Origin of the sequence: Gracilimonas sp., assembly GCF_035704785.1 — a bacterium.
Taxonomy (GTDB): domain Bacteria; phylum Bacteroidota; class Rhodothermia; order Balneolales; family Balneolaceae; genus Gracilimonas.
On the sequence record NZ_DASSWP010000128.1, the window covers coordinates 1 to 12,509 of the forward strand.

Below are 12,509 nucleotides of genomic sequence, written 5' to 3' on the forward strand. Positions count from 1 at the left end.
AGGTTTTGCCGGGGCAACATTGGATTAAGGGTGACGAGCTTATTCTTCGTGCTTTTTTTACTGATATCCCCTTCCACTTCATACAGATCCAATTCCTGTGGTTCGGGAGTTTCTTCTCCCGGTTCGTCGTACTCCTTGAACACATCCTTTATAACTCCGCCCTTGGATAAAAATACATTGGCCCGATTACTGAACAACCGAAATGAAAGCCGGCTTTCATCTTCGAAGTGAATATAAAACCAACGATCGGTTTCTGGGATACTAACATCTGTTATTTCAAGATCATAAATACTCTCAAAAAAATCGATCGTATTACTTTTTTTTGCCCCTCTGTTGCTGTCAATAAATAAAGCAATATTACCCGGGGCAGAGCTAAAACAAAGCCGAAACGATTGCTCGGCACCTTCCACAAAAAACTCAATATAGTTTTTATAGGGACTTACAGACTGCCGGATCTTTCCCCCGGTTAACTTGTTTTTAAGGGTCCGATTTAGATATATTAATTCATAATAGTTCATTAAAAATCAATGGGGGATTAAAGGATTAAATGCATTATCCAATATTCAATTCTATAGTTAACACTGTAGAAGCTCAATTGGTAAAAAGAGGGATTAAAACTACTAAGTTCAGAACGTGGGAAGATAATAAGATTCACGCCACCGGTTTAGAATTTATCATTTCTTTGGATCATGCATCAGATTATATGGAATCCCTTTCCATAAATTTTGATTGGGACAGTTTCAGAGAAACAACCATGGCGAAAGAACTTGAGGGAATGGACAGCCACCCTTTTCTAAAAATAGAAACCCTTACAAAATCTTCCGTTAATCCTACTATTGATGTTGAAATGAGCTGGCTCTTCGATATTAATTCATGCCAGCCGCAGGAACCCAAAGAAACCGGAAATTACAGGATAGAAAAAGCCGGTAAATGGATGGAATCTATCAGCAAAAAAGTTAATGATCTATTGGCCGACGATGACATTATAACCCGCTGGCATATTGAAATTGATGGGGATGAAAACGGACGTTATCTGTCAGCAATAAACCTGATCTCTTACTTTCAATATGAACTTACCTCACCAAACAGTTTAAAGGAAATACAACATTTGGTGGGACGTAAACTTCATGACCTGCTTTTAAAAGCCAATAAAGTGATCTTTTCATCCAATAAAATTTTAGATGAATCTATAGCAGCCTGAATCTAATATTTACTCAAAAAGAAAGGGATCAGCTTTACATTTATAGCTGATCCCTTTTTTATTTTAGTCGTAGCTATAAAACCCTTCTCCGGTTTTATTGCCGAGCTTCCCTGCGTCTACCATTTTTACAAGAAGCGGAGCCGGACGGTATTTAGGATCTTTAAACCCTTCATACAACACATTCAGGATATCGAGACAAACATCAAGCCCGATGAAATCTGCGAGCCGTAATGGCCCCATTGGATGTGCCATACCAAGCTTCATAACTTCATCCACATTCTCAGCGGTGGCAACCCCTTCTCCCACACAAAAGATAGCCTCGTTGATCATAGGCATCAGTACACGATTGCTCACAAACCCCGGAGCATCATTTACAGGTACCGGTACTTTGTTAAGCTTTTCTGATGCTTTTTTAACTGTTTTGTAGGTCTCATCGTCAGTTTGTAAACCACGAACGATCTCTACCAATTTCATTACCGGAACAGGATTGAAAAAGTGCATCCCAATAAATTTTTCCGGACGAGATGTTAAAGCAGCTAATTTAGTAATGGAAATCGAAGAAGTGTTGGATCCAAAAATGGCATGATCAGGAGCCGCCTCATCCACCTCTTTCCAAACAGAGGTCTTGATATTTATATTTTCAGGAACAGCTTCAACTACCAGATCAACATCTTTCACACCTTCCGACAGATTCAAAAATACGTTGATAGCATCAAGGGTAGAATTTTTTTTGGCTTCATCGATCTTTTCCTTCTTCACCATACGGTCAAGATTCTTTTCGATGGTTGACATCGCCCGATCAGCAAATTCTTGCTTGGTTTCTATCAGGTTTACAGAAAAATCATTCATGGCAAATACATGAGCAATTCCATTACCCATTGTACCGCCACCAATTACAGCTACTTTTTTTACGTCCATTATATCAAGTTATTTTCGATTTATATTTTAGTCAGGTTAGGATTTTTGAAAGGGTTTTTCAAGCCTTCAGAGTTCCTTTTTGCAAATAATAACCCCCATCTTGATACAAACTCCCCGAAGCAAAAGATCTAAAAACTGAAGCGGATCTTTGCTGTTATTCCGGGCTCCCCAAATTCATTGTGATAAGAGAACCCAGCTTCGGGCACATTCTCCCATTTATTGCGAGCCTGTACAAAAGCACTTAATCCGCTGACCAATCGGTTAGTAACCATAAGAGCCAATAATGTTGGCAGCTGACTTCGGTTTCTATCTACCCTCTCTCTGGTATTTCTGTATTGATTCCGAAGATCATTACTTTCCCAGCTCCACTGATATTCAGCTGTTTCAGGATAAATAGCATCCCAGTTACGGCTTCTTAGCTGTGCATCATTATATGCTGCTAGATCGTCAAAATTCCCGATTGCTATCAAATACCCACGGGGCTTGCCTGCAAGATCAGCACCTGCTTTACTCAAAGCTAAAGTTCTAAAGTCATTCTCGAGATAATCTGCTCTGGCATCCAAACCAAAATAAGACAAGACCAATACCGCTTCCCCGGCAAGATAATACTTCCCACGATCCCAATTTTCATTGTCTGTATAATAATGCCCCCAGCCGGGCACGGCCAGTGATCTTAAAAAAGCTGCTTTAGGGGATGGCAATTCTTCAGTATCCTGAGCTTCAACGTAATCAGAGAATAACACCACAAAAAGAAGCATAAATACCGACCCCCAAATATGGGGTCTCAGGTAAGCTGACCTTTTTGTGTTTAAACAGTTCAAAATTCTCTATTAATAATTCATTCTTTCGTGTTCTTTTTTCGTTCTCTGCTCCAATGTCGAAAAATAGAAACGCTAAATCCAGCCATCAAAATAAAAGTTCCTGCCCAAACCACAGAAATAAACGGCTTCTCATCAGCTACGATCAGTACCCATTCCGGTTCGTATTCTTCCTCGAGTCCGGTAACTGTAAGTTCTATACTGTTTTCCTGGGGATTTATCTGAGTGAACTGAAACTCCAGGTCAAACTCTCTGGCAAACGAAGGGGGTGAAAAAATGTAGCTTTGCCCATCCTGACTATAAACCGCAAACAACGGATCAAGAGTAATGATCCGATCACTTGCAGGGTGAATCAGTTCAACCTCTGCCCTCACACCGATCGTAGTATTGGGCGGTAATCTAGAGCTGTCGGTCCGTGCATAGTTCACAAATCTTATTTTGAATTTCCCAACATCAATCGTTTGACCGGGGCTAAAGTTTAAGGTTTGTACTTTTGGCTCCTCTTCAGTGCTATCTTGCTCTGCTACATTTTGCATCATGCTTCGTTCTGCCACACGGTCATTTTGCTCTTGCACATATGAACTTCCGCCAACATACAGATAAATGTCACTGAAAAGACCGGTGCGTACATCCGGATCTACTGACCATTGAATGTTTTCCTGTGAAGAGGAAGTAAGCATAGGGTAAACTTCCGGTGTCATATAAAAAGGCTTACCGCCATCTACCGGATCAAACCTGAGCTTATAATTCTGTTGACCTCTCCGAACGCTGCTATCAAGTTCATAACCTTCGTAGGTCACGGTATAGCGATTATCGATAAGTACCGGCTCATTTAAATTCAACACCAGCATTTCTTCTTTTTGGGTGACTTTAAAACCTTGCTCATCCGTCACTTCACCTCTTTCTACCGCTGCATTATAATTCGCCGTTTTCTGATCAACCAAGTGTTCATTATACGCTGATGAGGCTAAGATTCCCACCAGCAGCAAACCAAAACCAATATGAGTCAAAGAACCTCCGATCAGTTTAGGCTTTTGGAAAGCCAGTCGGACCATCACCCAGGCATTACCAACGATAGCAAAGTATCCGCAGAACAGATAAACCATGTAGTAAAAGTTACGTACATCTCCCACTATGATCGAGAAAATTGTAACTGCACTGGTTACCAATAATGGACTAATAAGAGCGGAGGCAAGCGATTCAGCATCATATTTTTTCCAAAATAAATATTGTCCCAAAACAGTGAGAACAGCCATGATCATGACAATAGGCATACTCCAATTGTTATAAAAACTGATCTCAGGCGGGGTGGGATTCTCAACAAACAATTGCCCCAGGATCGGTGAGCTTGTTCCCAGAATAATTACTGCTCCAAGAATGAGCAGAAGCATGGCTCCGGTTACCGTCATAAACTCACGGCTCAACACCTTCGCCTCTTTATCGGGTGAAGGAAGTTCTTTATATCTCCAGAAAAACATCCCTAGGCCTAAAAAGGTAACCACCAGCATAAATGCTACCAGCTGATTATACAATCCAAGATCCACAAAACTGTGTACCGATGAACTTCCAAGAATGCCAGAGCGGGTCAAAAAAGTTTCATAGACAACGAATACATATGCAAGAATGGTAAAGAGAATGGACGACTTCTGTGCCACCGCGCTTTTCCGTTGTATGATCATGGTATGGATACCGGCTGTTCCTATTAGCCATGGCACCAATGAGGCATTTTCAACCGGGTCCCAGGCCCAATATCCTCCAAACGAGAGGGTTACATAAGCCCAATATCCTCCGAGGAAGATCGCTGTCAGAAGCGCTACATTTGCACTCAGGGTCCATGGGAGTGCCGGACCTACCCACTCATTATATTTCCGTTTCCAGAGGGCAGCCATGGCAAAACAGTAAGGAATGGTCATCATAGCGAAGCCTACAAATAGAATAGGCGGATGGATCATCATCCAGGGACTTTTAAGCAGGTCATTCAATCCACTTCCATCGGCGGGTACAAAATCAGGATTGGTTTGCAGGAAAGGCGCATTTGGCATTTCCTCGGCTATGGTTCGGAAAGGTGAAGCTCCCAGCTTCAACCCGAAAATATCCCAGCCCAATAACATGGAAAGCAGGAAAACCTGGGTAAGGGTCAAAAAGAAAAGAACCGGACCTTTGTAAGGAGGCCGGGTCCACTTCATCAGCCCAAAGCCAAGAAAGCCTGAGATCAGGATCCATAACATGAAACTTCCCTCCTGTCCGCCATAAAAAGCTGAAAATAAATACCGGGGAGTCAGGTCAAGACTAGTGTAATTGAATACATAGTAATACTGAAACTGATGCTTAAAGATCAGGTACATTAATATTCCTGAGGCAGCAACAAGGAAAACAGCTTTAGCAGCAAACAGCCAATTCCCGATTCGAAGAGTCTTTTCCTCATCTTTGTTGGCTGCCACAAAATAAAAGATCATGGCAAACAGAGAGGCTACAAAAGAAGCAGAGATCAGGGTTTTACCGAGGATTCCTAACATATATTATTCAGAACAAATTTATTAAGGTGAGAGCGATCCGGATATGGATTCAAATGAACAAGAGCTTTTAGCCTTCTGACGCGTTAACGAACCGACCCGGGTCATTGTCATTATATTTTGAAGGGCATTTCATCAGCATTTCTTTTGCATGAAATGTGTCTCCACGCATTTCACCGATAACTACCAATTGGTCTGCATCCTCAAAATTATTCGGTTTTGGCTTTGGGTATACCACTTTCCGGGAAACACCGTCTTCATCTTTCATGTAAAAAGTAAAACGTTTGGTTTCCAGTGAAAACTCTGCTCCTTTTTCTTTATCCCATGTTCCGGGAATGTGCGCTGTACTTCTTTCACCAGCACCTTCAAAAGTAGTGTATGTACTTATGCTTTCACCAAAATTGTACATCAACAAAGAGGTAAATCCAACTATGGCTACAATGCCAATTATGAGTTTTGGTTTCATGCTTCTTGATTGCTTTTAATTTGTTCTTCCAGTTTACTCACTTTCTTATCTACACGGAAAAGAAAAAACAGGAGTACCAGCCAAATGATCAGGCTAACTCCCAGTACTACAAATATCAGATCGTTTGATGACATTAATTGAATAAATGCGCCGGCTTCTTCCGCACCATTTGTTCCCGCCCATTGGTCAGAATAGGCTTCAGTAAGCGTGTCAACGACGGCAAGTGTATCTTCTTGCATTAAAATTGAATTTCTTTAAATGTTGAGCTTTAGAATTTATCAGGCTTAAATTACGAATTCTCCGCTTCCAATTTCACCTTGTTATAACGGAAATGAATATCATAGATCCAATACCCAAGGGCGATGAATCCAATGAAAGCAGGGTACAATATAAACCGCAATTCATCGGCTGTAATTTCGCTAAAAGCAGGATTTCCGTCTGCACCGGGATGCAGGCTTGTCAACTGACGTGGAACCACATACAGCAAAAATGGTATCGTGGTAACAGCAAAAATATTATACACAGCTGATAATTTTGCGCGTTTCTCGCGATCATCAAAAGCAGAACGGAGTACGAAATACGCTACATATATCATCAACGCCAATGCAGCTAAATTCATTTTAGGTTCAGCGAATGTCCACCATGAGCCCCATGTAAAGCGTGCCCAAAGTGATCCCGTGAGCAGCCCGCAAACTCCAAAAGCGACCCCTACACTGGCAGCCGAAGAGGCTTTGATATCATAATCCGGATTCGGGGTATTCAGATACTGTATACTATACCAAAAACTTATAACGAAAAGAACGAACATCGTCATCCACATAGGAACGTGAAAAAAGATATTACGAGCTGTTTCTTCCAGAATTGGGATCTCAGGAATGTAAATCAAAAAACCGGCAGAGATCACAAGGGTCATCCAAACGGCAACTACATATTTCCAGACTTTCAAGAGTGTGTGAATTTTTTTAACTATGGCTACGTTTTCGATTCAAAATATACGAATTTAAGTGCGATAATCTGAGTTTATAATCTGTAAAATCGACCATGCCTGAAATTGAAAAATCGATCACCCTAACCCCTTCCTGGAGAGCCTTTTTCTGGAGTTACGTTTTCGGTGTACTGTTAATACCTGCATTGATTGGAATTATTATTCTCTGGAAGACACGAAAAAAACACCGCGCAATATCCTATAAAATAATTGATAGAAGGATCACTGTTGTTGAAGGCAACTACTCGCAAAATATTGACCTGACAGATATTCGACAGGCCGAAGCGGGGGAGCCACGATTTGGCGTCGGAGATATCACTCTAAAAACGCAGGGGCGCACGGTCAATCTTATTGGACTTAAAAACCCTTCCCGAATCGCAGGCTTTATAGAACAAGCAGTGGAGGCTGAGCTAAAAAGGCTTGAAACTGAAAAACAAACCAAACTCCGAGAACCAAAATACGATCCGGGTTCCATGGACCGCCTTGATTACCTGACAGGCCTTTGGCAGCAAGGACTTATGAGTGATGAAGATTTCCAAATAGAGCGTAAAAAGTTTGAAGATACCTGAGACGGATTTTATATTTCTATTTCATTTATCAGTGTTTTACAAAATTAAACCGTTTATTGGTCGCCTAATCTAAATTATAATCGGTTTTTATGAACACTTCTACTATAGTAAAATGGGGCGCATTAACCCTTTCTTTAATTATTTTAAATACTTCTTACACTATTGCTCAGCAAGCTGACTTTGAAGCGGCTGAGCGTTTTACCGGGGAGAAAATGTCAAAACTGATCGGAAATACTTCCGTTTACCCTCGCTGGATCGAAGACACCAATAACTTCTGGTACACCTACGAAAACGATGAAGGCAAAAACTGGTATTTCGTAAATGCAGAGCGGCCGAATCAACGCCTGCTTTTTGATCAGGAGGAAATGGCCTCTCAGCTTACTGAGATCTTTGAACGGCCTTTCAATGCTTTAGACCTTGACCTCGAGGACTTTGAATATGATACCGATAAAGAACGTTTTACTTTTCATGTAGACAGTATTCAGTTCACCTATAACATAAATGGTAATGACCTCATCAAAGGTGACTCTTTGGAACAAGAAGAGCTGGAAAACTGGGCTACTTATTCTCCTGACAGTACTTATATCGCCTTTGCTAAAAATCACAATTTGTATTTAATGCGTACTGACGATCCTGACAGTACTGAAATACAGCTTACGGAAGACGGAGAGCGCTGGTTCAGTTATCAGGCAGATCAAAGTGATACCACAAGCAATGAAAGACTCCGGGCAAGAGCACAGTTTTTTGACGATGAAAAGAAATTGTGGGTTAGTCGAACCGACGATCGTAAAGTAGAAGATCTTTGGGTGATCAATACCCTGGGGGAACGCCCAACCCTTGAGACTTATAAGTACAGCATGCCGGGTGAGGAGGAAATTGGAATCTCGCATATTGAAGTATTTGACATCGAAACGCGAGAGCGGGTGAGAATGGATACCGATAAATGGGAAGATCAGGATCTTCGTGCCAACTACGGAAATCATCAAACCGGAGATTATAATGCTACCAATTCTGATTATCTCTATATCTACAGAGAGAATCGCCCCTCAGATAAAGTAGATATCCTGAAAGCCAATACTACTACCGGCGAAACAGAAGTAATCTTAAGCGAGACCAGTGAACCTTATTTCAACTGGAGCTATCAATATCTGGGTATCATCAATGATGGAGAAGAATACATCTGGTGGAGCGAGCGTAGCGGATGGGGACAGCTTTACAGATATGACTCGGAAGGTAATCTAAAAAACCGCATCACTACAGGAAATTTTGTAGTCGGCGATGTGGTGAAAATTGATACTACTGCTAAAACCATTTTCTTTGAAGGATATGGCCGTGACGGTGATCACCCCTATTACGAGCATTTATACAGCGTAAAGTTCGACGGTTCCGACTTCAAACACTTAACCCCTGAAAATGCTGATCACAGCATCTCAGAATCAGAGGAAGGAAATTACTTCGTGGATAATTATTCGCGGGTAGATGAGCCAACACGAACGGTTTTACGTGATGATAATGGACGAGTGACCCTTACGCTACAGGAAGTAGATATGACCGCAGCTAAGGAAATTGGCTGGGAAGCACCGGAAGAATTCAAAGTTAAAGCAGCAGATGGCGCCACAGATATTTACGGAGTGATGTGGAAACCTTTCGACTTCGATTCTACCAAGAGCTATCCGATCATATCTTATGTATATCCCGGCCCACAAACGGAGCCCTTCCCTACCGGTTTTTCTGTTGGGGGAATCACAGGCAGAAATCAGGCATTGGCTCAATTGGGATTTGTAGTTGTTGCTTTTGGAAACCGCGGAGGAAGCCCGATGCGCTCCCGTTACTATCATACTTACGGATATGACAACCTGCGGGACTACCCCCTGGCGGATAACAAATATGGAATTGAGCAACTTGCTGCCCGACATCCTTTTATCAACCAGGATAAAGTAGGTATCTTTGGCCACTCCGGTGGTGGTTTCATGAGTACTGCTGCCCTACTTACCTATCCCGACTTTTATACCGCCGCTGTTTCGTCAGCCGGTAACCACGACAATAACATCTACAACACTTGGTGGGGAGAAACACATCACGGGGTTACAGAGGTTAAAAAAACCGTGAAGGAAATGAGCGAAGACAGTGTTGAGGTGGAAAAAGAAGTCATTACTTTTGAATCTGAAGTTAAAACCAATGCGGAACTGGCCGGAAACTTAAAAGGTCACCTGCTGCTTGTTCACGGTAATGTTGATAACAATGTACATCCCGCAAATACCCTGCGATTGGCGGATGCACTGATCAAAGCCGGTAAGCGTTTTGACATGATGATCTTGCCCGGCCGCCGACATGGCTTTGGACCTTACCAACCTTACTTCGAACGACAGAAATGGTATTACTTCGCTGAGCATTTACTGGGTGATTACCGTACCAATGTGGAATTCAATCTTCCCGAAGAAGATTAGAACATCGAACAAGGAATAAAGAACACCCAACGCCGAAGTGGTTTTACTGCTTCGGCGTTTTTTTATGATCTTGATGTCTATAAATTTCGAACCAACTATTTTTTAGACCTTTGAGAACTATATAACTGCTTCAGATCAGAGAATGAAATTTCCAGCTGATCCATGTATTTGAAGAAGACCGGTAGTTTATCCTGAATAAATTCTTCCCTCTTCAGATCCTTTACTTTTTCAAGAGCGTTATCATCTACAAAATATCCTACTCCCCTTTTGTTATAGAGAATCCCTTCTTCCTGTAGATCTTGGAAAGCTCTGATCGCCGTATTCGGATTTACCTCCATCAGCACTGCAACTTCTCTCACGGATGGTACCCGTTCTCCTTCACTCCATTTCCCGTTCAGAATTTGATCATAGAAGTGCGTTTCTATCTGTTTGTAAATAGGTTTATTGCCTGAGAATTCCATTATGCTATCTGCCGGTTTTTGAGCCTTATGAAAGTAAACCAAATGAATATGCCGGAGACCATTAAAGTGTATATGAGTCCACTCGCCACATTTGCGAATAATGATGATGTTAATACTGATAAAGAGCCGCTTAGCCATGTTTCAAAACCGGGTACATAAAATCTTAATCCCATATAAACCAGTGTAAATGTGATCATGAAAACAAAAATAGAAACTAATGTACTCAGGAAGTTATTGGCTTTAAAAAAAACCGCCCCAAAAATAAAGATGGATTGGAGCATGGTATATATCATCAAGTCACTAAAATTCTTCATGGTAAATGTTGAACTGATATCCATGCCTATAATAAGTGCAAAGATGTACAGGAAAAGTATCCCAACTATGGTATAGCATACGTATGAGATCAAACAGGCAGAAAGTATTTTTTCTGAAGTTTTAGCCGGCAAAGTAAAAAACTGCGGAGCGAATCCTTTTTCATTCAGCTCATTGAAGATGGTACTGGAAAAAGCATAACCCGCATAGTGGAAAAGAGAGAATGCTATTGTAAACAGTCCATCCAAGGATCTCTGGCCTTCCGGGAAAAAATTAAATATCCATATCGTAACTGCCCCTATCAGGGTAATAACTACAGCAAAACCGATCAGGATCATACTCCTTTTAATAGCTACATATCTTTTACAAAGCTGAAGTACACGTTGGAAAGAAAAACTGTTTATCGTTGTTGATTTCATGATAGTACCCCTTCAAATTGTTGGTTCATCTCTTCTGTTTTTTGGATGATACCGTTGAATAAAAGCTCGAGATCGAACTCGCCAATGGTATCTCCTTGTGATGCTACTATGGCATTGATCCCTCCAAGTGTTTCTTCTCCGTAGATATACGAATCAGGTGAAGAATCTGACTCCAACTTCTGAATCGATAACCTATCAGCAATGTCTTCCAATGATCGGTTAAAGATAACGCTTCCATCCTTCAGAACTATAATATGCTCGATCATAGAACCCAGGTCTCTGACCTGGTGCGTGGATATGAGGATACATCGCGATTCCGCATCAAGAGAAGAAATAATTCTGCGAAATTGACTTTTAGAAGGAATATCCAGTCCGTTTGTAGGTTCGTCAAAGATCAGCAACCTGGCTTGTGTAGCTATTGCAAAAGCGACCAAAAACTTTTTTCGCTGCCCAAAAGATAATTCCGGAAGCATTTTTGTCTTATTGATATCAAACTCCAGCATGATATCTTCCATTTGTTGATTATCGAATCCCGGATAGAACAATCGATGAAGCTCTATATATTTTTGCCCGGTTAATTTTGGCAGATCAAATTGTTCAGCAACAATAAATATATCGCTCATTACAACCGGGTTTCGAAGCATCGTCTTCTTTCCGTCCATTAAACAGCTTCCCGATTTGGGAAAAAGCATCCCTGCAATATTATTTAACAGCGTGGTTTTACCCGCCCCGTTCAAACCAAATAATCCGTATATCTTTCCCTGATGAAGCTCAAGGTTTATGCCGGATAATATCGGTTGCCCCTTTTTATACCCAAATGTGAGGTCATTGATTGAAATCATAGTCTGATCGTTAATTAGAATTACTGTATTAGTATAGTAATACAGTATAACAATTCAAAGATTTTTTCCATGAACAGTACTTATTCATTTTCTAACAGGACTGGGAGAGAGAAACCAATGGCCAAAGATCTCTTAAGTCTTAAAGCGAGCCCGGTAACTATTTTCCAAGCTCAAAAACAGATCGAGCGCTGACTTAAGAGTCCCAGCTCAGCAAGTCTCAGACTTGCATCATGACACCCAAGTTTTATATTAGAGCATGGCGGGGTTCAAAATATATAACCATCAACAAGCTCACTTCATCACCTTTGCTGTAATAGATTGGATTGATGTTTTCACCAGGCCAGCTTATAAGCAAATGATCGTAGATAGCTTATCTTTTTGTCAAGCTGAAAAAGGATTGAGAATACATGGATGGTGCCTGATGACAAACCATATTCATTTAATGGTTAGTGCGAAAGAAGGTTTTAATTTATCAGACATCCTCAGGGATTTTAAAAAATTTACTGCTTATTCAATATTGAATGACCTTCAATCAAATCCAAAAGAAAGCCGGAGAAA

The 12,509-nt window shown here is 41.1% G+C and carries 14 protein-coding genes; 4 read left to right on the plus strand and 10 right to left on the minus strand.

Annotated elements, in window-relative coordinates; translation table 11 throughout:
• Nucleotides 1-518: hypothetical protein (locus VFM80_RS07800; RefSeq protein ID WP_395071212.1), on the minus strand; the 518-nt coding region annotated here is incomplete at its 3' end.
• Between the two features lie 29 nt (nt 519-547).
• Here VFM80_RS07800 and VFM80_RS07805 point away from each other — a divergent pair.
• A complete protein-coding gene (locus tag VFM80_RS07805) occupies nt 548-1,201 on the plus strand; it encodes a hypothetical protein (protein WP_395071214.1) in 654 nt (217 codons plus the stop codon).
• A 63-nt stretch (nt 1,202-1,264) separates the two neighbouring features.
• Here the strand turns inward: VFM80_RS07805 and VFM80_RS07810 are convergent, their stop codons facing one another.
• The 6 genes from VFM80_RS07810 to ccsA all read right to left on the minus strand — a co-directional run bounded on the left by VFM80_RS07810 (nt 1,265) and on the right by ccsA (nt 6,862).
• Nucleotides 1,265-2,119, minus strand: a complete 855-nt coding sequence (locus VFM80_RS07810) for a 3-hydroxyacyl-CoA dehydrogenase family protein (protein WP_395071216.1) — start codon at nt 2,117-2,119, stop codon at nt 1,265-1,267.
• Nucleotides 2,120-2,247: 128 nt separating this feature from the next.
• Nucleotides 2,248-2,877, minus strand: coding sequence for a hypothetical protein (locus VFM80_RS07815; protein WP_395071218.1), 630 nt, complete (start codon nt 2,875-2,877; stop codon nt 2,248-2,250).
• Nucleotides 2,878-2,957: 80 nt separating this feature from the next.
• Nucleotides 2,958-5,453, minus strand: coding sequence for a heme lyase CcmF/NrfE family subunit (locus VFM80_RS07820; RefSeq protein ID WP_395071220.1), 2,496 nt, complete (start codon nt 5,451-5,453; stop codon nt 2,958-2,960).
• Between the two features lie 67 nt (nt 5,454-5,520).
• Nucleotides 5,521-5,916, minus strand: a complete 396-nt coding sequence (locus VFM80_RS07825) for a cytochrome c maturation protein CcmE (RefSeq protein ID WP_395071222.1) — start codon at nt 5,914-5,916, stop codon at nt 5,521-5,523.
• Nucleotides 5,913-6,155 (minus strand): CcmD family protein, encoded by a 243-nt coding sequence (locus VFM80_RS07830; protein ID WP_395071224.1) that lies wholly within the window; start codon nt 6,153-6,155, stop codon nt 5,913-5,915. Before VFM80_RS07830 ends, VFM80_RS07825 begins: the two co-directional genes overlap by 4 nt.
• Before the next feature lie 50 nt (nt 6,156-6,205).
• A complete protein-coding gene (ccsA, locus tag VFM80_RS07835) occupies nt 6,206-6,862 on the minus strand; it encodes a cytochrome c biogenesis protein CcsA (RefSeq protein WP_395071226.1) in 657 nt (218 codons plus the stop codon).
• A gap of 95 nt (nt 6,863-6,957) precedes the next feature.
• On the opposite strand from ccsA, the gene VFM80_RS07840 reads away from it, so the two are divergent.
• On the plus strand, nt 6,958-7,470 hold the full coding sequence (locus VFM80_RS07840) for a hypothetical protein (RefSeq protein ID WP_395071228.1): 513 nt from the start codon (nt 6,958-6,960) through the stop codon (nt 7,468-7,470).
• An 89-nt stretch (nt 7,471-7,559) separates the two neighbouring features.
• Nucleotides 7,560-9,917: a S9 family peptidase gene (locus VFM80_RS07845; RefSeq protein WP_395071230.1), complete on the plus strand. Its 2,358-nt coding sequence runs from the start codon at nt 7,560-7,562 to the stop codon at nt 9,915-9,917.
• A 95-nt stretch (nt 9,918-10,012) separates the two neighbouring features.
• Here VFM80_RS07845 and VFM80_RS07850 read toward each other — a convergent pair whose 3' ends face one another.
• From VFM80_RS07850 to VFM80_RS07860, 3 genes are read right to left on the minus strand one after another with little or no spacing between them, the layout of a single operon-like run.
• On the minus strand, nt 10,013-10,378 hold the full coding sequence (locus VFM80_RS07850; protein WP_395071232.1) for a GntR family transcriptional regulator: 366 nt from the start codon (nt 10,376-10,378) through the stop codon (nt 10,013-10,015).
• Nucleotides 10,378-11,109, minus strand: coding sequence for a hypothetical protein (locus VFM80_RS07855; protein ID WP_395071234.1), 732 nt, complete (start codon nt 11,107-11,109; stop codon nt 10,378-10,380). The genes VFM80_RS07850 and VFM80_RS07855 overlap by 1 nt, the downstream gene beginning before the upstream one ends.
• A complete protein-coding gene (locus VFM80_RS07860; protein WP_395071236.1) occupies nt 11,106-11,951 on the minus strand; it encodes an ATP-binding cassette domain-containing protein in 846 nt (281 codons plus the stop codon). The genes VFM80_RS07855 and VFM80_RS07860 overlap by 4 nt, the downstream gene beginning before the upstream one ends.
• 256 nt (nt 11,952-12,207) lie before the next feature.
• On the opposite strand from VFM80_RS07860, the gene VFM80_RS07865 reads away from it, so the two are divergent.
• Nucleotides 12,208-12,509: transposase (locus tag VFM80_RS07865; RefSeq protein WP_395071238.1), on the plus strand; the 302-nt coding region annotated here is incomplete at its 3' end.